28 protein-coding genes are annotated in these 23,032 nt (G+C 68.9%); 14 read left to right on the top strand and 14 right to left on the bottom strand.

Annotated elements, in window-relative coordinates:
• Nucleotides 1-253 precede the first annotated feature (253 nt).
• Nucleotides 254-1,891, top strand: a complete 1,638-nt coding sequence (locus tag AMK58_RS25455) for an AraC family transcriptional regulator (protein WP_035680642.1) — start codon at nucleotides 254-256, stop codon at nucleotides 1,889-1,891.
• A 496-nt stretch (nucleotides 1,892-2,387) separates the two neighbouring features.
• On the opposite strand, the gene AMK58_RS25450 is transcribed toward AMK58_RS25455, so the two are convergent.
• From AMK58_RS25450 to AMK58_RS31565, 10 genes are all read right to left on the bottom strand, one after another.
• Nucleotides 2,388-2,915, bottom strand: a complete 528-nt coding sequence (locus tag AMK58_RS25450) for a hypothetical protein (protein ID WP_236778373.1) — start codon at nucleotides 2,913-2,915, stop codon at nucleotides 2,388-2,390.
• Nucleotides 2,916-3,049: 134 nt separating this feature from the next.
• Nucleotides 3,050-4,123, bottom strand: coding sequence for a hypothetical protein (locus AMK58_RS25445; protein ID WP_059399619.1), 1,074 nt, complete (start codon nucleotides 4,121-4,123; stop codon nucleotides 3,050-3,052).
• 22 nt (nucleotides 4,124-4,145) lie between these two features.
• Nucleotides 4,146-4,496, bottom strand: coding sequence for a hypothetical protein (locus AMK58_RS25440; protein WP_035680645.1), 351 nt, complete (start codon nucleotides 4,494-4,496; stop codon nucleotides 4,146-4,148).
• Between the two features lie 61 nt (nucleotides 4,497-4,557).
• On the bottom strand, nucleotides 4,558-5,025 hold the full coding sequence (locus tag AMK58_RS31995) for a RebB family R body protein (protein ID WP_104675487.1): 468 nt from the start codon (nucleotides 5,023-5,025) through the stop codon (nucleotides 4,558-4,560).
• Nucleotides 5,022-5,255 (bottom strand): RebB family R body protein, encoded by a 234-nt coding sequence (locus AMK58_RS25430; RefSeq protein WP_014200163.1) that lies wholly within the window; start codon nucleotides 5,253-5,255, stop codon nucleotides 5,022-5,024. The genes AMK58_RS31995 and AMK58_RS25430 overlap by 4 nt, the downstream gene beginning before the upstream one ends.
• A gap of 125 nt (nucleotides 5,256-5,380) precedes the next feature.
• Nucleotides 5,381-5,653 (bottom strand): RebB family R body protein, encoded by a 273-nt coding sequence (locus AMK58_RS25425; RefSeq protein WP_014200162.1) that lies wholly within the window; start codon nucleotides 5,651-5,653, stop codon nucleotides 5,381-5,383.
• Nucleotides 5,654-5,748: 95 nt separating this feature from the next.
• The gene (locus tag AMK58_RS25420; RefSeq protein WP_014200161.1) at nucleotides 5,749-6,015 is read right to left on the bottom strand and encodes a RebB family R body protein; all 267 of its coding nucleotides are present in this window, start codon (nucleotides 6,013-6,015) and stop codon (nucleotides 5,749-5,751) included.
• Nucleotides 6,016-6,106: 91 nt separating this feature from the next.
• Nucleotides 6,107-6,376 carry a RebB family R body protein gene (locus AMK58_RS25415; RefSeq protein WP_014200160.1) on the bottom strand — a complete coding sequence of 90 codons (270 nt, stop codon included), beginning with the start codon at nucleotides 6,374-6,376 and terminating at the stop codon, nucleotides 6,107-6,109.
• A 100-nt stretch (nucleotides 6,377-6,476) separates the two neighbouring features.
• On the bottom strand, nucleotides 6,477-6,767 hold the full coding sequence (locus AMK58_RS25410; protein WP_014200159.1) for a RebB family R body protein: 291 nt from the start codon (nucleotides 6,765-6,767) through the stop codon (nucleotides 6,477-6,479).
• 407 nt (nucleotides 6,768-7,174) lie between these two features.
• Nucleotides 7,175-7,366 carry a hypothetical protein gene (locus AMK58_RS31565; RefSeq protein WP_236778372.1) on the bottom strand — a complete coding sequence of 64 codons (192 nt, stop codon included), beginning with the start codon at nucleotides 7,364-7,366 and terminating at the stop codon, nucleotides 7,175-7,177.
• On the opposite strand from AMK58_RS31565, the gene AMK58_RS25405 reads away from it, so the two are divergent.
• Entirely contained in the window at nucleotides 7,365-7,904 is a 540-nt protein-coding gene (locus AMK58_RS25405) for a YitT family protein (protein ID WP_035680652.1), read from the top strand. The two genes, AMK58_RS31565 and AMK58_RS25405, sit on opposite strands and share 2 nt — an antisense overlap.
• Nucleotides 7,905-8,029: 125 nt before the next feature.
• Here the strand turns inward: AMK58_RS25405 and AMK58_RS25400 are convergent, their stop codons facing one another.
• Entirely contained in the window at nucleotides 8,030-8,338 is a 309-nt protein-coding gene (locus tag AMK58_RS25400) for a GIY-YIG nuclease family protein (protein ID WP_244621361.1), read from the bottom strand.
• Nucleotides 8,339-8,509: 171 nt separating this feature from the next.
• Here AMK58_RS25400 and AMK58_RS25395 point away from each other — a divergent pair, with 171 nt between their 5' ends.
• Both AMK58_RS25395 and AMK58_RS25390 read left to right on the top strand, forming a co-directional pair.
• Nucleotides 8,510-9,142, top strand: a complete 633-nt coding sequence (locus tag AMK58_RS25395) for a DUF2239 family protein (RefSeq protein ID WP_035680657.1) — start codon at nucleotides 8,510-8,512, stop codon at nucleotides 9,140-9,142.
• 234 nt (nucleotides 9,143-9,376) lie between these two features.
• Nucleotides 9,377-10,585 (top strand): arabinose transporter, encoded by a 1,209-nt coding sequence (locus AMK58_RS25390; protein ID WP_035680658.1) that lies wholly within the window; start codon nucleotides 9,377-9,379, stop codon nucleotides 10,583-10,585.
• A gap of 6 nt (nucleotides 10,586-10,591) precedes the next feature.
• Here AMK58_RS25390 and AMK58_RS25385 read toward each other — a convergent pair whose 3' ends face one another.
• The 3 genes from AMK58_RS25385 to AMK58_RS31735 form a co-directional block, all read right to left on the bottom strand.
• Nucleotides 10,592-11,542 (bottom strand): flagellar motor protein MotB, encoded by a 951-nt coding sequence (locus AMK58_RS25385; protein WP_035680661.1) that lies wholly within the window; start codon nucleotides 11,540-11,542, stop codon nucleotides 10,592-10,594.
• Between the two features lie 9 nt (nucleotides 11,543-11,551).
• Nucleotides 11,552-12,439 (bottom strand): flagellar motor stator protein MotA, encoded by an 888-nt coding sequence (gene motA / locus AMK58_RS25380; protein ID WP_035680664.1) that lies wholly within the window; start codon nucleotides 12,437-12,439, stop codon nucleotides 11,552-11,554.
• 70 nt (nucleotides 12,440-12,509) lie between these two features.
• Complete coding sequence (locus AMK58_RS31735; RefSeq protein WP_059399618.1) at nucleotides 12,510-14,909, bottom strand: tetratricopeptide repeat protein; 2,400 nt, start codon at nucleotides 14,907-14,909, stop codon at nucleotides 12,510-12,512.
• A gap of 143 nt (nucleotides 14,910-15,052) precedes the next feature.
• Here AMK58_RS31735 and flgF point away from each other — a divergent pair, with 143 nt between their 5' ends.
• From flgF to AMK58_RS25325, 10 genes are all read left to right on the top strand, one after another.
• A complete protein-coding gene (gene flgF, locus AMK58_RS25370; protein WP_014200151.1) occupies nucleotides 15,053-15,781 on the top strand; it encodes a flagellar basal-body rod protein FlgF in 729 nt (242 codons plus the stop codon).
• A gap of 18 nt (nucleotides 15,782-15,799) precedes the next feature.
• Nucleotides 15,800-16,585, top strand: coding sequence for a flagellar basal-body rod protein FlgG (gene flgG / locus AMK58_RS25365; protein ID WP_014200150.1), 786 nt, complete (start codon nucleotides 15,800-15,802; stop codon nucleotides 16,583-16,585).
• Between the two features lie 5 nt (nucleotides 16,586-16,590).
• Nucleotides 16,591-17,322, top strand: a complete 732-nt coding sequence (flgA, locus tag AMK58_RS25360) for a flagellar basal body P-ring formation chaperone FlgA (RefSeq protein WP_211105455.1) — start codon at nucleotides 16,591-16,593, stop codon at nucleotides 17,320-17,322.
• 37 nt (nucleotides 17,323-17,359) lie between these two features.
• The gene (gene flgH / locus AMK58_RS25355; RefSeq protein ID WP_035682963.1) at nucleotides 17,360-18,103 is read left to right on the top strand and encodes a flagellar basal body L-ring protein FlgH; all 744 of its coding nucleotides are present in this window, start codon (nucleotides 17,360-17,362) and stop codon (nucleotides 18,101-18,103) included.
• A gap of 19 nt (nucleotides 18,104-18,122) precedes the next feature.
• Nucleotides 18,123-18,617 (top strand): hypothetical protein, encoded by a 495-nt coding sequence (locus tag AMK58_RS25350; protein ID WP_035682960.1) that lies wholly within the window; start codon nucleotides 18,123-18,125, stop codon nucleotides 18,615-18,617.
• 213 nt (nucleotides 18,618-18,830) lie between these two features.
• Nucleotides 18,831-19,007 carry a periplasmic nitrate reductase, NapE protein gene (locus AMK58_RS25345; protein ID WP_035682958.1) on the top strand — a complete coding sequence of 59 codons (177 nt, stop codon included), beginning with the start codon at nucleotides 18,831-18,833 and terminating at the stop codon, nucleotides 19,005-19,007.
• 7 nt (nucleotides 19,008-19,014) lie between these two features.
• A complete protein-coding gene (locus AMK58_RS25340; protein WP_035682956.1) occupies nucleotides 19,015-19,308 on the top strand; it encodes a chaperone NapD in 294 nt (97 codons plus the stop codon).
• Nucleotides 19,309-19,352: 44 nt separating this feature from the next.
• Nucleotides 19,353-21,863, top strand: coding sequence for a nitrate reductase catalytic subunit NapA (napA, locus tag AMK58_RS25335; RefSeq protein WP_059399617.1), 2,511 nt, complete (start codon nucleotides 19,353-19,355; stop codon nucleotides 21,861-21,863).
• Nucleotides 21,864-21,874: 11 nt separating this feature from the next.
• Complete coding sequence (locus AMK58_RS25330) at nucleotides 21,875-22,357, top strand: nitrate reductase cytochrome c-type subunit (RefSeq protein ID WP_035682930.1); 483 nt, start codon at nucleotides 21,875-21,877, stop codon at nucleotides 22,355-22,357.
• On the top strand, nucleotides 22,354-22,974 hold the full coding sequence (locus AMK58_RS25325) for a NapC/NirT family cytochrome c (protein ID WP_035682928.1): 621 nt from the start codon (nucleotides 22,354-22,356) through the stop codon (nucleotides 22,972-22,974). The genes AMK58_RS25330 and AMK58_RS25325 overlap by 4 nt, the downstream gene beginning before the upstream one ends.
• Nucleotides 22,975-23,032: the final 58 nt, after the last annotated feature.

Here is a 23,032-nt window from a genome sequence, read left to right as displayed (position 1 = left end):
CGGGGAACCGGATGCCGGGCGGCCCTTTCTTTTGTCCGGAAAAAAAGCCGGTCTGCCGAAGTCTTCACGCCCTGACGCCATGAAACGTCGATTGACTGTGAACCAATTGTCCGAAACGGCGACAGGAGATTTCGGTCATGATTCGAAACTATCAATCCGATTACCGCCATCGCAGCCCGGCGATGCATGCATTCGTCTTCAAAGTCAGGCGCTCGCGGAAGATATGGCAGGGCTTTACCAAGGAGACGGCGCGATGACTTTGTCGGTCTGTGGCACGCTGGACGAGATCCTGCACCCGGCCTCTGCCGATTTCCGCAGCCTGCCGGACCTGATCGGTGGGCTGATGGGCCGGCTGGCCGACCGTGCGCCGCTGCGTGGCGGGGCGCTGTGGCTCCAGGACATGGGCACGCTGGTGCTCGCCCAGGACCGGGCGGGCGGCCGTCTCTGCTGGACGGCGGACGGCGACCCCAACGACGCCGCGGCCGATCCGGAGGCGGTGGTGGTGCCCATCACCTACGCCGACGCGCCGGTCGGCGAGATGCGGCTGGTCCTCGACCGCAAGCCGGACGGCGCCGCGCCCGAGGCTCCCATTCTGCACGATGTCGCCCGCCAGTGCGGCTATCTGGCCAAGCGTTACGAGGTGCGGCGCTGGGCGGAGCGGCGGTTCGGGCGGCCCCTGATGATGGTCGGCATGAGCCCGGCGCTGCGCGAGTTGGACGCCTTCCTGGAGCAGGCCGCCCACAGCGCGCTGCCCGTCCTGCTGACCGGGGAGTTCGGAACGGAGAAGGCGCAGCTCGCCGCGGCGATCCACGGCTGCGGGCCGCGGCGCGACGGCCCCTTCGTGCAGGTCAACGGAGCGGACCCGGCGGGGACGCCGGCCGACTGGTTCGCGCGGGCCGCCGGCGGCACCCTGCTCCTCAGCGGCGTGGACGAGATGACACCGGCCCTGCAAGGGCAGATCGTCCAGCACATGCCGTCCCAGCTCGGCCAATGGCTGGACGCGCCGGGGGGCTGGACGCTGTCCGCCAACGGAGTGTCCAACGGGATGGCCAATGGGACTGGGGGGCCGCGGGTCATTGCCTCGACCACCGTCGACCTGCGGCGGCTGGCGGAGGATGGGCGCTTCTCCCGCCCGCTGCTGGCCGAACTGGATTTCCTGTGCGCCACCGTGCCGCCGCTGCGCGACCGGCCGACGGACATCGAGCCGCTGGTCCTCGCCGCCCTGGAGCGCCATGGCGGGCGCGCCGACGAGACGCGGACCGACGAGTTGATCGCCCTGTGCAAAGCCTACAGCTGGCCGGAGAATCTGTTCGAACTGGAGCGGGTGATCGCCCGGCTGGCGGTGATGACAGGAGGCAGGCCGATCCGCCATGGCGACGTGCGGCGCCACGCCCCCTGGATGGTCGGTGGCGCCATGCCGGCGGAACCGGAGTCCGATATTCATCCGGTTGGCCATCCGAAGGTCGCTCCGCTTTCCCCGCCGGTCCCGGCGCCCGCCGACCACTGGGTGCACTGCGCGCTGACCCGCGACCAGGACGCTTTGGCCCGGCTGCACGGCGGCCTGCGCAAGGCGCTGGTGTTCTTGGGAGAGCGCTTCGCCGACCCGATCACGCTGGATGAGCTGTCCCGGCAGGCCCATGTCAGCCCGTCCCACCTCAGCTATCTGTTCCGGACGGAGCTTCAAACCTCCTTCAAAGGGCTGCTCGGCCGCATCCGTATCCACAAGGCGCAGGAGCTTCTGGCCGCCTGCCGCCGCCTGCCCATCACCGAGGTGGCGATGAGCGTCGGTTACGGCGACCTCAGCCATTTCGAGAAGAGTTTCCGCCGTCTCGTCGGACAGAGCCCGCGGGAGTATCGGCGCAACCTGAGCGGAGCCGCCGCGCACGGATGAACCGGTCACCGGAGGGGGCGGCCGTCAAGCCCCCTGCCGGTGAAACGTCCGAAACCTATGGGAATGCGCGTCGCCATGCGCCCGCGCACCCATCGGTGACGGCATTCCCATGCTTTTCCTGACCGGCTTTCCGGCTGGAATCACAGAAGTGGTGGGATGATGGCACTTTACCGCGCCGGCTTCATTTCCATCGTCAGCCGGAAACCGTGCCGGTCTTGCCCTATTGGCAGACCGGCGCGCAACATGAGGGTCAGCATCAGGTGACCGCATCGGCTGGCGCAGAGCCCCCCGACGGATCGGCGCCTTAAGGCGTTCCAGTGCGCAGGCTTGCGGCGTCAGGGCGTTCAGCGTGCCAGCCAGCCCGGGACGGCATGCGGGATGTCCTTCGGTTCGGTTGGGGACGTGTTCGGGAATGGGCGGAAACGCGCCCGCACCACGCGCCCCGGCCGGCCGCGTGGCGTCGTGGTCCCTGCGGGGCGGTGGATCGTCGGGGAGCTTACAGGGCCGGGTCGCCCTTGCTGTTCATCGCCCGCGCGATCTGGGCGCTGGCCGCGGCCATGGCCTGCTGCGCCGCCTCGTTGGCCGCGGTGACGGCCTTCTGCTGCTGCTCGCTGGCCTGCTGCATCGCCCGACCGCCGGCGCCGGTTCCGCTGGCGGCTTGGAGCGCCTGCGACATCGCCTCGTTCGCTTGGGACATCGCGCTCTGTTCGTCGGCGTTGCCGCCGGGATGCGCGGTCAGGCCGGGGATCGCCTCCACCGCCTGGCCGGCGAGCTGGATGGCCTGCTCGACGGCGGCCAGCGCCTGCTCGGCGGCGGCGTTCACGCTTTTCACCGCGTGGTCGAGCAGCGCGCTGGCGATTTCAGCGGGCGTCTTGGTGTCCGCCTCGAACGGTGCCGTATCGGGTGCCGTGATGGCCGGCGGCGCTGCATTCTCTGCGGGCATGGCCGGAGCCGAGGTGTCCGGCGCCGCCGGAGCGGGCGCCGCGTCAGGGGTCGGGCTGCTGGGGGGCTGGGAAACGCCCATCCTTCGATCTCCTTCGTCCGGTTTGGTTTTGCGGCGCGCGTGCCGCCGGGGCCGTCGGCGGCTCCGTGGCTGGCGCGGATGGTGCGGAGGGCGGCGCGGAAGGGGCCGCCCCGGCTACCGCCTGTTGACGCGAGTCAGGCGTCGGCGTCGGCAGCAGTGCTTGTGGCGGGGGGATCGGGGCGAAAGCAGCGCAGCGAGATCACCCCCGCGGCCCCCATCTGGATTTCCGCCTGAATGCCCTTGCCGAAGACGGGGAAGAGACAGGATGCGCCGTCCTGGCCCATGATGCCCCGCTGCGGCGGCGTCGCCGACAGCAGAGCCTGCGCCCCGGCCAGATAGCCGGCCACCAGAACCCGCACCGCGTCGCCGGTCTCGTCCCGGAAGGCCGTGTCGCGGACGATCTGCAGCGCCCCGTCCGACAGCCGGGCGAAGCCGACCGGCCGGCCGCGCTTCTGCCAGTTGGAAACGGCCCGCGCCACCTCCGCCGGGGCGGCCAGCGGGGGGACCTGCGGGCATTCCAGGAATCCGAAGAGCTGCGGCAGGATGGTGTCCAGCGCCCCGCCGGCCCGTTTCTTCCGGTCGTCCGGCGTCGCGGTCAGGGAGCCCAGCCGGTTCACGTAGATCAGATAGAACTGATAATAATCGGCGAACTCCTGCACGGTGCGCGCCTGCTCCACCGCGAAGGCGGCCGCCTCCTTCTGAAGCTCGGGATTCGCCGTCCCCTGGCTTTCCTTGCGGTAGAGCAGCTCCTGCACCGCCAGCTGCTCGTCGAAGCCCATGAACTGGAAGACCGGAGCCCCGGAGACTCCCAGCCCGGCGAGGAAGGACACGCTGGCGGCGAAGTCGTCCTGGGTCAGAAGATTGTGGTCGGCGAGGATGCGCTTGACCTGGGCCGACACCGTGGCGCTGGTGTCGCCGGATTCGGCGTCGGCCAGCGTGCGCAGGCTGTCCACCCCCAGCGTCATCAACTTCACCGGGCTGACCATCAGCTTCATGGTGGGCAGCAGGGCCAGCCGCGTGGCATGAAGACCCTGCTGGACCTGCTCCACGAGCGTGCTCTCGTCCGGGAAATCGTAGCGCGGGCCGGCGTTGCTGATGGCCCAGTCGAGCCACTCCGACCCGCCATCGATGAAGGCGAGCGCAAGCCGCCCCAGGTCGGTGAGCCCGGCGCGGTTCTGGATCATCTTGTTGGCGACAGAGACGGTCATGGTGGGGACACCTGCGTAAGGGTCAGCTCGACGGGAAGCTATTCAGGACCGTGGAGGCCGCGGTACCGATGCTGGTGAAGTCGTTGGCGGCGCTCGTCATCATTCCCTGGGCCTGGGTCAGGGCGGTGACGTATTTCGGGTCGCCGGTCGCCAGAAGCTGCGCCATCGCGACGCCGATCGCCGTGGTGGCGATGGTCGAGACGTTGCGCAGCGTGTCCGTCGCATCCTGCACGGCCATGGCCGTGGACTGGGCGACCGCCTGATAGGCTTTCCCGGCGCCGCTGGTGGTGACGACCTGCGGGCTCATGGTCGCCGTCTGCGTCTGGTTTATGACGTCAATGATCTGGGCATTGACCTTCGTGGGCTCCGACATGAAGGCTCCTTGCTCGTTGTGGCCTGGACGGCCGGCCGCTGGGGAATGGGCGCGGGGTCAATCACGACCCGCCGCTGACGGTGCTGTTCCCGGCGCCACCGGTGACGGTGCTGTTGCCGGTACCGCCTGTGACTGTGCCGTTTCCGGTACCGCTGGCGACGGTGCTGTTTCCAGTGCCGCCGGCGACCGTGGAGGGCAGGGTGGTGAGTGAGGTCGTCAGCAGCGGCGTCAGCGGCTGCAGCGGCGACGCGTTGCCCCCGGAGGTGGAGGCGCCCGAGGGCGGCGGCGGTGGCGTGGTGGGGAAGGGCACGGACAGCATCTTGGCGCAGGCGGCGGTGACCGCGGCGGAATTGACCATGCCGGCGTTCTGCTGGCGGTGCACGGCGTTGTGCATCGCCATGCCGAGCGTCTCGACCATCACGGCGTCGAGCATGGCGAACGACTGCGCGGGGGACTGTCCCGTCAGAAGCGTGACGATGTCCGACGTCGCGTCGATCACCTGGGTGTTCACGGTGCCTTCATCGCTCATGATTTTGCGGTTCCCTTGGTGATGATCAGCGTGAGGACCTGGGCGAGCGCGGCTTCGGTGATGACCTGGGCGCGCTGCTGGTTGGCGACGGCGTTCTGCATGGCCAGGCCGAGGCTGTCGGCCATGGCGACGTAGGTCATGTCCATCGCCAGGGATGGGGTCAGGCCAAGCGGTATCGCCGTGTTCGCCGCGACCGATCCGGCAAGACTGGAGGAGCCTCCGTCCGGCATTCGCACACTCCTGCCTTCAGGCTCCTGCCACCAGTTTCTGCGGACACGGGCTTATGCGCGACCGGGCGCTTCAACCTGCGGCGAAGGCCGCCCCCGGTGTCCCGGGGGCGGCCCGCCGGCTCTCCTTAGGAGAGGCCCAGGATCTGGGTGGTGACGACGCCGGTCGAGGCCGTGTCGACGGAGTACAGGGTCGACAGGCCCTGCGTGGTCGCCGCCTGCATCACCACGTAGGACTGCTGCTGGTTGTTCGTGGCGTTGTGGGCCGCGTTCGACAGCGCCTGGCTGGTGGCGACGAACAGGTTGCCCATCGCGACGGCCGGGGCGTCGCCCAGGACCTTGGTGTTGACCTGGGAGACCGAGTCCGTGATCTGGTTGTTCAGGGCGGTCGGGAAAGCCATCGTGTTTGCTCCTTACATCAGATGTTGCGTTGGTTTGAGGCCAAAGCGCCGGCGTCGGGCGGCGGACGGCGGTGGATGCCGCGTCCGCCGTCCGATCAGCCGAGGAGCTTCGACGTGGCGGCGCCGGTGGTCGCGGTGTCGATGGAGTAGAGCATCGCGACGCCCGTCGTCGTGGCGGCCTGCGCCGTGACGTACATCTGCTGCTGCGCCAGGGTCGCGTTGTGGGCCGCGTTGGCCAGCGCCTGGGCGGTGGCCTGGTACAGGTTGCCCATGGCGATCGCCGGCGAGCTGCCAACGACCTGGACGTTGCTCTGGGCTACGGAATCGGTGATCTGGCTGTTGACTGCCGTCGGGAAAGCCATCTGACGTTATTCCTTGGCGAATGGTTCGGGATGGATGGCCGGCGGCCTGTTCCGGATGCCCGCGGGCGCCCGGTCCCGGCCGGTCGGCTCATCAGCTCCCCAGGATCGACTTGGTGGCGACGCCGGTGGAGGCGGTGTCGATCGAGTAGAGCGTGGCGACGCCCATGGTCGTGGCGGCCTGCATGGTCACGTAGGACTGCTGCTGGTTGTTGGTGGCGTTGTGGGCCGCGTTGGCCAGCGCCTGGGCCGTGGCCTGGAACAGGTTGCCCATGGCGATCGCCGGAGCGTCGCCCAGGACCTTGGTGTTGGCCTGGGTGACGGAATCGGTGATCTGGTCGTTCACGGCGGTCGGGAAAGCCATTTGTTCGTCCTCTTCGGTTGCCTGCCGCCCGCCCGCGATCCCTCATGGAAGGCGGGGTGGCGCAGGTGGTTTGAAACGTCGATGGGCGCGCGGGTCCGGCTTACGAGCCGAGGCCCTTGACGCCGGTGCTGAGGATGCTCTTCGTCGCCACGCCGGTGGAGGCGGTGTCGATCGAGTAGAGCGTGGCCACGCCCTGGGTGGTGGCGGCCTGCGCGGTCACGTAGGACTGCTGCTGGGCGTTGGTGGCGTTGTGGGCCGCGTTGGCCAGCGCCTGGGCCGTGGCCTGGAACAGGTTGCCCATGGCGATCGCCGGAGCGTCGCCCAGGACCTTGGTGTTGGCCTGGGTGACGGAATCGGTGATCTGGTCGTTCACGGCGGTCGGAAATGCCATTGTCTTTCCTCACTGGTGGGGCCGGTTTCAAAGGCGGCCGCTGTTGGCGTCGATCATTCATGCAGCCCCATGCGACCATGGGATGCGTGAACGGCGGACGGTGCGACTGTAGCGAGGCGGCTTGCCGCGCGATTGGTCTATCCGGCGAAAGAATCCGGCAGACCGCGTGAGTTTTGTGCGCCTGGGTTGCGCTTCGGCGATCAATGCGGGGAAAGCGTGTGGTGTTGGCGCGACCGATTCTTGCGCGGTGGGCGCAACGATGGGCGCAAGGCCGTGCAATTCCGCGTCCCGCCGCCCGTGCCCCCGCGCGGAACGCCGGCACCATCCGGAGGAATCGACGGCGAGGGGAGGGGCGACGGGAACGCGAAGCGGCGTCGCTCTACGGATTGCGGGGGCGGCGAACGAACTCACGCCGCTCTATTCTTGGTCTGGTCTTTGATGATACTGTCGATATGGAATGAAGTCTGGAAGGTGCCGAGCGTGCTCAAGAAAAGTGCAGTATCCGTAGCCGCCAACACTGTTGTTGCAACAAATGAAACCAAACGGGCGTCGCACAGCGCGTTTGATAATGCGCAGGGGCAGCTCTTCGGCATCATCATGACCGCGTTCGGGATTTCCATACTGCATGCCGCCGGATTGATCACCGGGCAGGCGGCGGGGCTGTCCTTCGTCATCGCCTACGCCACGGGGCTGGATTTCGGGCCTGTGTTCTTCGTGGTGAACCTGCCCTTCTACGCGCTGGCGCTGGCGCGCATCGGCTGGCGCTTCACCGCGAAGTCGCTTCTGGCGGTCACCAGCATCTCGGTGCTGACCACGCTGGCGCCCCACGCGATCCGCTACGACGCTCTCCACCCCTATGTGGCGGCGGTTCTGGCGGGCTTCTGCATCGGCATCGGGGTGATCGGCCTGTTCCGCCACGGCTCCAGCGGCGGCGGGGTGGGCATTCTCGCTTTCTACATCCAGGAGAAGACGGGCTTCCGCGCCGGCTGGCTCCAGGCCATGTTCGACGTGGTGATCTTCTCCATGGCGGTCTTCGTGATCGACGGGAAGGCGGTGCTGGCCTCGATGCTGGGGGCGGCGGTGCTGAACGCCTTCGTCGCCTTCAACCACCGGACGGACTGGTACGTGGCCCGCTGAAGGCCGTGGATCCGATAAGGATCGGATAGGAGAGGTGCGGCCCCGCACCTCCCGGCACCTTCATCACCGTTTTGTCGGGTGCGCCTGCCGCTCCTGGCGCCTCATCCGGTCAGGGAAAGCCAAGGTCAAAGCACGGCCGCATCCAGCGTTTCGCGCCAATGCTGAACGCGTTTCTTCAAAGCCGCTCTCTGGGCATAAACCAGCGTTTCCTCCTCCAGACGCTCGAGGATCTCGAAACTCAGGTTGTCCGCTCCATGCTCGTTCCAGATGGCCTGGAGGTCACGGTTGGGGCTGCAGTTCTGTTTGAGCTGAAACCACAAGCGGTTCTGAATGGTGCTCAGATCGGGGGCAGCACCCACCCAGACCTTGCCGGTCGCCACGCACCGCAGTGCGTAGACACCGGCGGACACCTTCCGCTCCTTGTAGGCGGTCACGGCCGCCTTTCTGTCCTGACCAGTTGTCATTGTTCCGCTCACTCCGGCTGCGCGATCTGAACCTCAACGTTCTGGCTTTGGCATTTACACCCGGGTAATATTGCGTTCAAGCTTTTTATCCGGGTATAAATTGCGCGCGTTTGCCCACTCACATGTCATCGGAGAGCCACCGTGAACGATACTCCGACCGAGGGACCGTCCTGCACCGCCTTCATCGGTGACGGGCTGTTTGCTGCCGGAACACCGAAGGATGTGGCGCTTGCCATCAAGCGGGCCGCCACGTCCGGCAGCGATGCCGTCATCCTCGTCTTCGACGACCAAACCGGGCGCCAAATCGACTTCGATCTGAGCGGAAGTGAGGAAGAGGTTGCCGAACGTCTTCGCACCATGAATGACGACGTGTCGCCGCAAAGGCAGAGCATGGGGGCGCCGACGCGCGGCCGGCCCAAGCTCGGAGTCGTCGCGCGGGAGGTGACCTTGCTTCCGCGCCACTGGGAGTGGCTCGCCGCCCAACCGGAGGGCGCGTCAGCGGTGATCCGCCGGTTGATTGATGCCGCCCGCAACCAAAGAAGCGGTGTCGAGCGCGCGCGTCAGGCCCAAGCTGCCGCGGACCGTTTCATGATGTCCATGCTGGGCGATCAGCAGGGGTGGGAGGAGGCCTCACGGTCACTTTATGCCGGCGATGGGAAACGCTTCCACGAGCTGACGGAATCCTGGCCCGCGGACCTGCGGAACCATGCACGCCGATTGGCGGCGCCGGCCTTTATGACAGGGGTTGAGAATGTGGGGAATTCCGGCACCTGACGTTCCGCATCGGAACAGGATTCCCCTCGGGGAAGAGGGAGCGTCAAAGGCGACAGCCTTGGCCGACGCGGCCTGTTGCAATTCTCCTCGGGCTTGGTACCCTGTCCCGCATCGCCAGCCACGCTGGCCGTAAGCGTTCAACGTCAACCAACGCACTCAACGATCCTCGCCGATCGGAGTGCGTTCGCGTGTTCGGACGGACGGCCATCGGCGGGGACCAGTGTGGAGCACACCATGGGTCCCCAAACACGGCCGGCGTCGGCGCGCGATCCGGCGCAGGGCCGCCTGATCGTCCTGACCGCCGTCCTCTTCGTCTCCTACCTCTGTGTCGCCCTGTCCCTTCCCGTCGTGCCGCTCTTCGTGGCCGGGGATCTGGGGATGGGCAATGTCTGGGCCGGGCTGGGCGTGGGAAGCGCCTTCCTCGCCACCATCCTCAGCCGCGGCTTCGCGGGCACCGTCTCCGACCGCCAAGGCGCCAAGCGCGCGGTCGGGCGGGGGCTGGCCTTCTACGTGGCCGGCGGGCTGGTCTCGATGGCCGCCGGCCCTCTGTCGCTCTCGCCATGGGCGGCCTTTTCCGTGCTGGTCGCGGGCCGCCTGCTCATCGGCGTCGGCGAAAGCCTCGTCGGGGTCGGGGTGGTCGCCTGGGGGATCGGCATTGTCGGTCCGCAGCGCTCGGGCCGTGTGCTGGCGCTGATCGGGGCGGCGCTCTACGGCGCCTTCGCGGCGGGCGGGCCGCTGGGGCTGGGGCTGCTCGACCGCTTCGGCTTTTCCGGCGTCATGGCGGTCAGCGCGCTGCTGCCCGCCCTCGGGCTTCTGGCGATCCGGCGCATGGAGGGGACCCAGGCCCATCCCGACGCCGAGCGCCCGCCCTTCCGCCGCGTGCTGGGGCGGATCTGGCGGCAGGGCGCCGTCGTCAGCCTCCAGGGCATCGGCTTCGCCGCCATCGGCGCCTTCTTCTCGCTGCACTTCGTCCGCGAGGGCTGGCCCCACGCCGGGCTCGGCCTGACCGCCTTCGGCCTCGGCTTCGTGCTCGTCCGCTTCGCGCTGGGCCATCTGCCCGACCGCTTCGGCGGGCTGCGCGTGGCGATGGGATCGCTGGCGGTGGAGGCGGTCGGGCAGGCGTTGCTGTGGACCGCGGGCGATCCCGTCACCGCGCTGGCCGGCGCCTTTCTGACGGGGCTCGGCTGCTCGCTGGTCTTTCCCGCCATGGGGCGGGAGGTCGTCCATCTCGTCGAGCCGCAACTCCGCGGCACCGCGCTCGGCGCCTTCGCGGCGTTCCAGGACGTCGCCTACGGCCTGACCGGACCGCTGGCCGGGCTGCTCGCCGACCGGGTGGGCTACGGCGGCGTCTTCCTGCTGGGGAGCGTCGCCGCTGTGCTGGGTTTCCTGACCACCGTCCAACTGCTCCGCGCGCGGCCGGTGGTGACGACCAGCCCGACCTGAAGGGGCCTATTCCCCTGCCGCGGCCTTCAGGAGGGTGATGCTGATCCGCCGGTTCTGCGGGGCCAGCGGGTTGGCGCCGTCGAGGTGGTCGAGGTCGGCGCGCCCCTCCACCCGGACGATCCGCCGAGCCGGGACGCCGGCGGCGATCAGCTCGCGGCGGGCGGCGTTGGCGCGGTCGCTGGACAGTTCCCAGTTGCCGTACTTCGCCCCATCCGCATAGCCCAGCGCGTCAGTGTGGCCGGTGATGCTGAGGCGATTGGGCGACGACGCGACGGCGCCGGCGACCAGCCGCATCAGGCGACGGCCCTGCTCGTTCATCTGGGCGGAGCCGACGTTGTACATCGACACCTTCGCCTGATCGGTGAGCTGCACGCGCAGGCCGACGGACGTCTGCTCGATGACCACGCTGCCGGCGAGCGCCCCCAGTTCCGGCATCGTTTCCAGCGCCGTGCGCAGGTCGCGTTCGGCCTTTTCCAACCCCTGCTGTTCGCTCAGCGCCGCGGTCTGGCGGTCGAGCAGGGCCTCCAGCTCCGCCCGCGCGTCGCGGTCCGTCTGGCTCTTGCCGCCGGGCGGGTTGGGCATGGGGTCCTTGCGGCCGGCGGGCTCGCGGTCGCTCTCGCCCAGCGAGGCGACGACGGGCGGGGCGGCCACCGGCACGCTGTGCTCCCCCGGCGCGTTGGGGGTGGACAGCGCCCCCGTCTTGTCCACCGCCCGCCCGGCGAGCATGCCGTCGGCGCCCGAGTTGGACTGGGACAGGGCCACCGGGTTGAAATAGTCGGCGATGCCCTTGCGCTGCTCCACCGTGGTGATGTTCATCAGCCACATGATCAGGAAGAAGGTCATCATCGCCGTCACGAAGTCGGCGTAGGCCAGCTTCCAGGCGCTGTTGTGCTCCTCCTCCTCCTCGCCGTAGCGGCGCTTGATGATGATCGTCGGCTCGATGCGCTTGCGGGGCATGGCAGGGCCTCAGGCGGGCTGGCTCGCCTCGCGGGCCTTCGCCTGCGAGGAGAGGGTGGTGGCGACCTCGACCTCGGCGAGGCTCGGCTGCGTGTCGGCGAACAGCACCTTGCGGGCGAACTCCGCGCAGACCTGCGGGGGGCTGCCGCGCAGATAGGCGCCCAGCCCCGCGCGCACGCAGATGAACAGCGTCAGCTCCGCCTCGCGGCGATGGCGGGCGGCGGCGGCGATCGGGCCGACCAGACCGTAGGACAGCAACACGCCGAGGAAGGTGCCGGTCAGCGCCCCGCCGATCATGTGGCCCAGCACCTCCGGCGGCTCGCTGATCGCGCTCATGGCGTTGATGACGCCCAGCACGGCGGCGACGATGCCCAGCGCCGGCAGCGCGTCGGCCAAGTTTTGCAGGGCCTTCGGCACTTGGTTCAGCTCGCGCCCGATGGTCTCGATCTCCTCGTTCATCAGGGCTTCCAGGTCGTGCGGGTTGTCCTGGCCCAGCGCGATCAGGCGCATGTAGTCGCACAGGAAGGTGACGCAGCGCGGTTGGCGGAAGACCGAGGGGTACTGGGCGAAGATCGGGCTGTCGTCCGGCTTGTCGATGTCGCTCTCGATGTTCGACACGCCCTTGGACTTCGCCTGCCGCAGCAGGGCGTAGAGCAGGGAGATGAGGTCGAGATACTCGTCCTTGCTGGTGTGCCGCCCGCGGGCCACCGCGCCGATGGTGCGCAGGGTGGCGCGCAGCACCGCCATGGAGTTGGCGATGACGTAGCCGCCGATGCCGGCGCCGACGATGATGACGATTTCCACGGGCTGCCACAGCACGCCCATCCGCCCGCCCATGGCGGCGAAGCCGCCGAGCACGCTCAGGAAGACCGCGACGATTCCGAACAGCAAACGCATGATGTGAGTCCTCCGGCTCGGCCGAAAAGAGGGATCGGGCTCAGGGAGCCGTCGTGTGGGGCGGGAGCGTTCAGGGAGCCGTCCACCGGCGCAGCACGCCGGCCAGCGCGTCGGCGGCGGCCAACTGGCTACTGACCGTGGCGCTGGACAGCGGCTTGCCCGCCGGGTCGAGCGGGGCGGCTAGGGCGTCGAGCAGACCGGCCCAGCGAGTCCCGGCCAGCGCCGTGCTGTGGCGCTCCGCGGCAGCGGTGACCGCCGCGTCGTCGCCCGCCCGGAAGGCGGCCAGCGCGTGGAAGGCGATGTCGTCCGGCAGGGGCGCATCCGTCCCACCCAACAGCTGGGCGTAGGCGGCGCGGGCCGCCGGCCACTCGCCGGCCCGGAACAGGCTGTCCGCCCGGATGCGCGCCGCCTCGGGCCCGGTCAGGCCGCGCAGCGCGTCGAAGGCGCGCATCGCTTCGCCCTCTGCCGCGAAGGCGTCAGCGCGCAGCAAGGCGCGGCGCTCGGCAGCCTGGGCGTCCGGCGCGGGGCCGGCGGTGTGGTCGAGCACGGCCAGCGCCTCGGTCCCGCGCCCGGCGTCAAGCAGCACGCGGGCCAGCTCCAGCCCGACCGCCGCGCGCTCGGCGCCGCGCGCGGTCTCGGCGACGGTGTGGAGCAGGCGCGCGGCCTCCAGCGTGAAGCCGCCGCGGGCCAGCAGCCGGGCCAGCCGGCGCTGCTGCGTGCCGGCGTCGTCGTCGGTCAGCATCACTGTGCGGCCGTAGCGCACCTGGAGCGACAGCGCGTCGAGCGCGCTGCCCGGGGTCGTCTCCAGATGGCCGATCACCGCGTCGAGAAGCCCCCGCCCGGTGGTCAGCGCCGCGCGACCGCGCGCCGTCGCGCCGAAGCGGCGGCCCAGCAGGCCGAAGATGTCGAGCGCCGCGTCGATCCGCCCGGCGCGGGTGTAGGCGGCGCCCAGCGCGGCCAATGCGTCCGTCTCGACGTCGCCGCCGCGCCAGGCGTAGCGCAGGCTTTCCAGCTCCGCGATGGCGCCGGGATCGTCCAAAGCGCCGCTGGCCATCCGCAGCTCGATGGAGCGGACCTGGGCGCGGTGGCCGTAAAGGTTGGGCAAAGCGGCGGCGCGCTTGTAATGGGCCAGCGCCTCCGCCGTCTCGTTGAGCAGCTCCGCCAGACGGCCGCGAAAGAGGTCGAGCCGCCCGTCGGTGGAGCCGATGCCGTCCAGCGTGATCATCTCCAGCACGATCAGGTTCAGCGCCGCGCCGTCCGCCGCCTCGCCCGCTGATTCGGCGAGCAGGGTCAGCAGGCGACCGCGCAGGTCGGCGGGGTAGGACAGCAGGCGCTTGAGCGCGATCGGCAGGCTCGATTTCGCCGCGGTCCAGCGGCTGGGGGCCAGGGTGGCGCTGCGCCAGACATGGTGGTCGGCGGCGGCGGGGGTGGGCTGGGCGCGGACGAACTGGCTGTCGTCGGGGTCGGCGGTGTCGTCCAGCGCGTGGAAGGCGTCGCGCAGCAGGCGCAGCTCGTAGCGCTGGTCCGGCCCCGGCGTCAGGCTCTCCGCGGCGTCCAGCGCGGCGCGGCCCTCCTCCGGCAGGGCGCGGGCCAGCGTGAAGCGGGCCATGGCGAGCAGCGCGTCCACCCGCGCGCGGCCCTGGCTCTCGGCGATGCGCTGTTCCAGATGCTGCTTGCGCGTGGGGTAGTCGTCGCCGGCCCAGGCGTCCAGGTCGAAGGCGCGGATCGGCGGGTCGGTCTGGACGGCGGGGGCGGGGGTCAGAGGCGCGGCCGGCGGCGGCACGGCGGCCACCGTCCGGGCGGGCTCCGGCTTCGGCGGCGGGACCTTGGCGACCGGTTGCGGCGTGGCCGGCGGCGGTGCCGGTGCCACGGGCGGGGCTTGTACGACTGGCTGCGCCTGGGCGCTGGCGACGGGGGTCAGCCGCTCGGCGAGGCTGATGGGCGCTGCTTGGGCGGACGCCGCTTGGGCAGGTGGCGGTTCGGGAGGCGGCGGCGGCGCGATCACCGGAAACACCGACGCGCCGGGCGCCTCGGCCAGCAGAACGCCTTCGGGTGCCGGGACCGGAGCGCCGGGCTTGCGCGCCGGGCGCGGCGGGTCGGTGACGTCGATGAAGGTGATCCGCCGCTCCCGGCGCACGGTGACGCGGGCGCCGCAGGGCCACTCCATGGTCAGGCTGCGCCCCTCCTCCCCGGTCTGGAAGCCGGTCAGCCGCCGCGAATAGGTGCCGTTCAGCGCCTCCAGCGGCCAGGGGACCGGTTGCGAGAAGGCGACGCGCCCGCCGCAGCTTCCCACATCGACCGCCGGGGCGCCCTGCGCGTTGACCAGCGCCAGGCGCGAGAAGTCGGCGTGGTCGCCCGTCTGCACGGTGATGGGGGCGGGGGTGGAGTCCGCAGCGCTCGCGGGCACGGTGAGGGCGGTGGTGACCGACAGCAGGGCCAGGGAGATGGACAGGGTCCGGCAGGGATGCATCGCGACTGCCCCAAATTTTATCTAAATCGGAATCAAATCCCCCAAGACACCGGTCAGTTCCCGTCGCGGCGCCTCAGGTTGAAACCCGGCTTTAAACTGCATCACCTAGGTTAAGGCGGCGTTCAAACCGAAGGTGTCCGGCGATGGAGAATCCCCTTTACATTGGATTGTCGCGGCAAGTGGCCTTGCGCCGGCAGCTCGATGTCGTGGCGAACAACATCGCCAACATGAACACTGCGGGATTCCGCGGCGAACGCATGCTGTTCGAAGCGGCGATGGAGCGCGGCGGCATGAAGCCGTCCGACAAGATCGCCTTCACCATCGACCGCGCCACCTACACCGACTTCACCGCCGGCAGCCTGAAGCCGACCGACAACCCCTACGACGTGGCGCTGGACGGCGACGGCTGGCTCCAGGTGCAAACTCCGGACGGCCCGCGCTACACCCGCGACGGGCGGATGCGGCGCGACGTGGACGGACAGCTCGTGAACGCCGGCGGCTTCCCCTATCTGGACGACAACCAGCAGCCCATCGTCATTCCGGCCGACCGCAGCCGGATGGAGATCGGCACCGACGGGCTGGTCTCCGCCGACAACGAGATGATCGCCCGGCTGCGCGTCGTCCGCTTCGAGAGCCCGCAGGCGCTGGCCCAGACCGGCGACGTGCTGTTCGACGCCGTGGACGCCCAGCCCCTGCCGGCCCCCGACACCCGGATCATCCAGGGCAAGGTGGAGCAGTCCAACGTCCAGTCCATCGCGGAGATGTCGCGGATGATGGAGCTGACGCGCGACTACCAGTCGGTCACCCGCATGATGGACGACGGGCAGGACCTGCTGCGCTCCGCCATCAACCGCCTCGGCAAATCCGCTTAAAATCAGGAGATTGCGTCCATGCGCGTGCTCAGCATCGCTTCGACCGGCATGATGGCCCAGCAGTTGAACGTCGAGGTCATCTCCAACAACATCGCCAACATCAACACCACAGCCTTCAAGCGCGGGCGCGCCGAGTTCCAGGACCTGATGTACCAGTCGGAGCGGCGCCAGGGCAGCCAGTCCACCGACGCCGGCACCATCATCCCGACCGGCATCGAGGTCGGGCTCGGCGTGCGTCCGGGGGCGGTCAACCGCATCAACACGACCGGCAACCTGACCTCGACCGGGAACGAGCTGGACCTCGCCATCGAAGGGCGCGGCTACTTCAACATCCGTATGCCGGCGGGCGAGACCGCCTACACCCGCGCCGGCGGCTTCAAGCTGTCGCCGGAGGGCACCATCGTGACCAGCGACGGCCACCCGGTGCTGCCGGAGGTCACCGTGCCGCAGGGCACGCGGGAAATCGCGGTGAACAGCTCCGGCGAGGTGCAGGCCTTCGTCGACGGGCAGACCCGCCCGCGCGTGCTGGGCCAGCTCGTGATGACCGTGTTCGTCAACGAATCCGGGCTGGAGGCGATGGGCGACAACCTGTTCCGCGCCACCCCCGCCTCGGGCGAGCCGCAGGACGGCACCGGCGGACAGGCGGGCTTCGGCACCATCCGGCAGAAGTATCTGGAATCCTCCAATGTCAACGTCGTCCAGGAGATCACCGAACTCATCTCCGCCCAGCGCGCCTACGAGATGAACGCGAAGGTGGTCGAGGCCGGCGACCAGATGGCCTCCACGCTGTCGAACATGCGGTGACCTCGATGCGGCGTTCCGTTCGTCATCTGGCCGGACTCGCGGTCGCCCTGCAGCTGCTCGGCGCGCCCGTTCAGGCGGCGTATCTGTCCGACGGCGAGGGGGCGGTGGAGGCGCTGCTGGCGCAGGAGCTGGCGGCTTCGCTCGGCCCGGCGGTGCCGCCGGACGCGCGGGTCTCGCTGGTGCTGACCGTGCCCTTCTCCGGCCCGGTGGAGGCGGTGCGCGACCTGTCCTACGACCCGCGCGGCGGGCTGGTCCGCGCGCTGGTCAGCAGCAACGGACGAATCGTCGAGGTGAAGGCCAAAGCCGACATCATGGTGGAGGTGCCGGTGCCGACGCGCCGCATCCTGCCCGGCGAGGTCATTGCCGACAGCGACCTGACCACCATCCCGATGCCGCTGGAGCGGCTGAACGGCGCCGTCGTCACCTCCCGCGACAGCCTCGCCGGGCTGGCCAGCCGCCGCCAGCTCTCCGCCGGGCGGCTGATCCAGACCTCCGCGGTTGGCGCCCCGCTGGTGGTCCAGCGCAACAAGCCGGTCAGCCTCGTCTACGAGGACGGGCCGCTGCAACTGATGGCGCGCGGTCGTGCTTTGCAGGACGGCGGGGTGGGGGAGCTGGTGCGGGTGATGAACGTCGCCAGCAACATCGTCGTCACCGGCACCATCACCGGGCCGCAGACCGTCACCGTCGCCGGGCCTCCGGACGCCATGCCGCCCAACGCGGCGTCCGCGAAATTCTGAGCCCAGTCACCCGAGTCCAATCAAGGACACCACCCTCATGCGCACGCTCCCGCCCCGCACCTTGGTTCCGTTCCTCGCCCTGACGGTGGCGCTCGCCGGTTGCGGGCGGCTGGCCGACGTGGGGCAGGCGCCGCGTCTGTCGGAAATCTCCAACCCCGCCATGGCGCCGGAGGCGCGTGTCATCTCCATGCCGATGCCGCGCCCCAACACCAACGAGCAGGTGCCGAGTTCGCTGTGGCGCACCGGGTCCCGCGACTTCTTCCGCGACCCGCGGGCCAAACAGGTGGGCGACCTGCTGACCGTCATCATCAACATCGCCGATCAGGCGCAGCTGCAGAACCAGACGCAGCGCCAGCGCTCCAACGCCGAATCGGCGGGCGTGCCGAACTTCTTCGGGCTGGAGTCGCGGCTGCCGGCGGTGTTGCCTGACGCGGTGAACCCGTCCAGCCTCGTCGACATGGACAGCTCCTCCTCCTCCTCCGGCACCGGGACCATCCAGCGCAACGAGCGCATCGCCATGCGCGCCGCGGCGGTGGTGACCGAGGTGCTGCCCAACGGCAACTTCGTGATCGCCGGCCGGCAGGAGGTGCGGGTGAACTACGAACTGCGCGAGATGCGCATCGCCGGGGTCATCCGGCCCGAGGACATCACCAACGTGAACACCATCGACTACGATAAGATCGCCGAGGCCCGGATCACCTACGGCGGGCGCGGCCAGATCACCGACGTCCAGCAGCCGCGCTACGGCCAGCAGGTCTTCGACATCATCATGCCCTTCTGAGCGGCGGGGAAACGCGACCATGGCGGACCGCCCCGGACCCAGCCGTTACTCGGTCTTCGTGCTCTGCGCCGCGCTGGCGGCGGCGGTGGGCTACGGCATCGGGCGCCTGCAGCTGACGCTTGGCGCCGAGGAAACGGCCTTGGAGCAGCAGGCCGGCGCCGGCCCGGACCTGCCCACCGACGGTCCCGGCCCCTTCTATGTGGAGGTCGGGCAATTGATGGTGCCGGTGCTGGTGGAGGGCCGCACCAACGCCTTCATCCTGACCCAGATCACCCTGCAGACGGGCAGCGTCGAGCAGTCCAACCTGCTGCGCCGCCATCTTCCCCACGCGCGCAACGCCCTGCTCCAGGCCCTGTTCGGCATGGCGGGGGCGGGCGCCTTCGACGGCCCGTCGGTCGATCCCGCCGCCGTCGCCAAATCCCTGAAGCAGGCCGCCGCCGAACAGCTCGGCCCCGATCTCGTGCGCGGCGTGCTGATCGACCGCCTGATGCGCCAGGAAAACACCCGGCTGTAACCCGCCCGATCCCGGTTCGCTTCCTCAAAACCCCTCTCCCGCGCCCGGCGGGGGAGGGGTTTTGCGTTGGCGTGCGGCAAAACGTCCAAAGCAACGAAAGTACCGGTACTTAGGGACTAAGTCGGTACCGGCACTTGACCTCGGTCAAGCCACTCATGATGCGAAAGGATGAAGCTCCGCGGCGATACCGTTCGATCAATCCATGGGACCGCCATGACCGCGCCGCCCGCCCGCACTGCCGACACCGCCGCCCCGACCCGCCGCTTCGAGGGGTTCGTTTTCTTCGCCCTCTCCATCCTGATATGGCCGTTCCTGGCGATCGGCATGGTCGGGGCCTACGGCTTCTCCGTCTGGATGTACCAGATCCTGTCCCACTCCGGCGGTATGTGAGGCGGCCATGCCCGAACTGCACATTTCCAGCCTCGTCATCCAGCACGCGCCCGACCGCACCGCCGCCCTGAAGGAGGTGGTCCTGGCGCTCGACGGCGCCGACTGGCACGCGTCGGAGAACGGCAAAGCCATCGTCACGCTGGAAACCGCGACGGAGGCCGAGGTCTTGGACCGCATCGCCGACATCAACGCCATGGCGGGCGTCCACACCACCACGCTGGTCTACCACCACTACGAGGACGCCGAGCGCTGCGCGGAGCCGATGCCCGCCGACACCGCTCTCGTCCCCCACGCCCATTGACGTCCGTCCAAGAAAAGACGACCCGCCCCAGGAGGCACCCCCCTATGTCCCTGACCCGCCGTGATTATCTGAAGGTCCAAGCCGCCGTGACAGCGGCGGCGGCGGCCGGTGTGAGCCTGCCGTCCGTCATCCAGCCCGCCGAGGCCGGCACTCTGACGGCCGGCGCCGACGCCAAGCTCACCTGGTCGAAGGCCCCCTGCCGCTTCTGCGGCACCGGCTGCGGCGTCATGGTCGGTGTGAAGGAGGGGCGCATCGTCGCCACCCACGGCGACGTGAAGGCCGAGGTCAACCGCGGCCTGAACTGCGTGAAGGGCTATTTCCTGTCCAAGATCATGTACGGCGAGGACCGGCTGACCCAGCCGCTGCTGCGCATGAAGGATGGGCAGTTCCACAAGGAAGGCGAATTCACCCCGATCACCTGGGACCAAGCCTTCGACATCATGGCCACCAAGTGGAAGGAGACCTTGAAGAAGAAGGGTCCGACCGCGGTGGGCATGTTCGGCTCCGGCCAGTGGACCATCATGGAAGGCTATGCCGCCTCCAAGTTCATGAAGGCGGGCCTGCGCTCCAACAACCTGGACCCCAACGCCCGCCACTGCATGGCGTCGGCGGTGGTCGGCTTCATGCGCACCTTCGGCATGGACGAGCCGATGGGCTGCTACGACGACATGGAGCAGGCCGACGCCTTCGTGCTGTGGGGCTCCAACATGGCGGAGATGCACCCCATCCTGTGGACCCGCGTCACCGACCGCCGGCTGACCCATGAGGGCTGCAAGGTCGCCGTCCTGTCCACCTACGAGCACCGCAGCTTCGATCTCGCCGACATCGGCCTGGTCTTCACGCCGCAGTCCGATCTGGCGATCCTCAACTACATCGCCAACCACATCATCAAGACGGGCCGGGTGAACCAGGAGTTCATCGCCAAGCACGTCAACTTCAAGCGCGGCCGTGACGACATCGGTTACGGCCTGCGGCCCGAGCACCCGCTGGAGCAAAAGGCGAAGAACGTCGCCAAGGCCAACGAGTCCGACCCGATCTCCTTCGAGGAGTTCGCGAAGTTCGTCGAGCCCTACACGCTGGAGAAGGCGCACGAGCTGTCGGGCGTGCCGAAGAACCGGCTGGAGGCGCTGGCCGAGCTGTACGCCGACCCGAAGGTGAAGGTCATGTCCTTCTGGACCATGGGCTTCAACCAGCACACCCGCGGCGTCTGGGCCAACAACCTCGTCTACAACATCCATCTGCTGACCGGGAAGATCAGCCAGCCGGGCTGCGGCCCCTTCTCGCTGACCGGCCAGCCCTCGGCTTGCGGCACGGCGCGCGAGGTCGGCACCTTCTCGCACCGCCTGCCCGCCGACATGGTGGTCACCAACCCGGAACACCGCAAGCACGCCGAGGAGATCTGGAAGCTGCCGGAAGGCACGATCCCGGACAAGGTCGGCTACCACGCCGTCCAGCAGGACCGCATGCTGAAGGACGGCAAGCTCAACGCCTACTGGGTCCAGTGCAACAACAACATGCAGACGGCGCCGAACACGGCGAACGAGACCTACCTGGGCTACCGGAACCCGGAGAACTTCATTGTCGTGTCGGACGCCTACCCGACGGTGACGGCGCTCGCCGCCGACCTGATCCTGCCGACCGCCATGTGGGTGGAGAAGGAAGGCGGCTACGGCAACGCCGAACGCCGCACCCAGGTCTGGCACCAGCTCGTCGGCGCGCCCGGCGAGGCGCGCTCCGACCTCTGGCAGATCATCGAGTTCTCCAAGCGCTTCAAGATCGAGGAGGTGTGGCCGGAGGAGCTGATCGCCAAGAAGCCCGACGTGCGCGGCAAGACCCTGTACGACGTGCTGTACTGCAACGGTCAGGTCAACGCCTTCCCGCTGTCGGACTGCGACCCGGCCTATGAGAACCGCGAATCGCAGGCCTTCGGCTTCTACGTCCATAAGGGCCTGTTCGAGGAATACGCCGCCTTCGGGCGCGGCCACGGCCACGATCTGGCTCCCTACGACATGTACCACCAGGAGCGCGGCCTGCGCTGGCCGGTGGTGAACGGCAAGGAGACGAAGTGGCGCTACCGCGAGGGCTTCGACCCCTACGTTCCGGCGGGCGAGGGCGTGCGCTTCTACGGCAACAAGGACGGCAAGGCGAACATCTTCGCGCTGCCCTATGAGCCGGCGGCGGAATCGCCGGACAAGGACTATCCGTTCTGGCTCTGCACCGGCCGCGTGGTCGAGCATTGGCACTCCGGCTCCATGACGCTGCGCGTTCCGGAACTGCGCAAGGCCTTCCCCAACGCCGTCGTCTTCATCCATCCCGACGACGCCAAGGACCTGAACCTGCGGCGCGGGCAGGAGGTGCGCATCGCCTCCCGCCGCGGCGAGGTGCGGGTGCGGGTCGAGACGCGGGGCCGCAACAAGCCGCCGCGGGGCCTCGTCTTCGTGCCCTTCTTCGACCACACGGTGCTCATCAACAAGGTGACGCTGGACGCCACCGACCCGCTGAGCAAGCAGACCGACTTCAAGAAATGCGCGGTCAAGATCATTCCTGTCGCGTGAGGAGCCCGTCCATGAAGACCCGCATCACCTTTGCCGCCCTCGCGCTGGCCGCGGCCATGCCGCTCCTGGTGTCCGGCGTGTTCGCCGCGGACGGGGCCGCCCCCGCGAAGGTTCCCTCCGGCCCGCACCCGATCACCCAGGAGATCCCCGCCGACCCGATGGCGAAGGAGATCACCGACGATCACAAGCGGGCGCGGAACTACGCCGACCAGCCGCCGCTGATCCCGCACGCGATCCGCGACTACCAGATCGACCTGAACATCAACAAGTGCATGACCTGCCATGACCGCAAGAACACCGAGGGTTCGCAGGCCCCGATGATCTCGGTCACCCACTTCCAGGACCGCGACGGCCAGACGCTGGGCGCGGTCAGCCCGCGGCGCTACTTCTGCACCCAGTGCCACGTGCCGCAGACCGACGCCCAGCCGATCACCGGCAACCGCTTCCGCGACATCGACAGCATTCTGGCCGGTGGAAAGGAAGGCGCCAAATGAAAGGCCTTCTGAGTCTCGCCGGACGCTTCTGGCGCGTCTTCTCGCGGCCCAGCGTGCATTTCAGCCTGGGCTTCCTGACGCTGGGCGGCTTCCTGGCCGGCGTGATGTTCTGGGGCGGCTTCAACACCGCCCTGGAGGTCACCAACAAGGAGGCCTTCTGCATCTCCTGCCACGAGATGAAGAACAACCCTTACGAGGAGCTGAAGCAGACCATCCACTTCACCAACCGCTCCGGCGTGCGCGCCACCTGCCCGGACTGCCACGTCCCGCACGATTGGACGCACAAGATCGGCCGCAAGATGCAGGCGTCGAAGGAGGTCTGGGGCAAGATCTTCGGCACCATCGACACCCGCGAGAAGTTCCTGGACAAGCGGCTGGAGCTGGCCACCCACGAATGGGACCGGCTGAAATCCAATAACTCTTTGGAATGCCGCAACTGCCACAGCGCGGAGTCCATGGACATCACCCGCCAGAACCCGCGGGCGGCCAAGATGCACGAGACTTACCTGTTCACCGGCGAGCGGACCTGCATCGACTGCCACAAGGGCATCGCCCACCGGCTTCCCGACATGAAGGGCGTGGAGCCCGGCTGGACCGGAACCGTGTCTGCGAAGTAAACCACCAAAGGTTGATTTTTGGCTCCGGCCTCCCCGTCTCGCGGCAGGGAGGCCGCAG

The sequence above is a fragment of the Azospirillum brasilense genome (assembly GCF_001315015.1).
Lineage (GTDB): Bacteria > Pseudomonadota > Alphaproteobacteria > Azospirillales > Azospirillaceae > Azospirillum > Azospirillum brasilense.
Note: the sequence above shows the minus strand (reverse complement) of the source record. Positions and strands in the feature narration are given on the sequence as shown.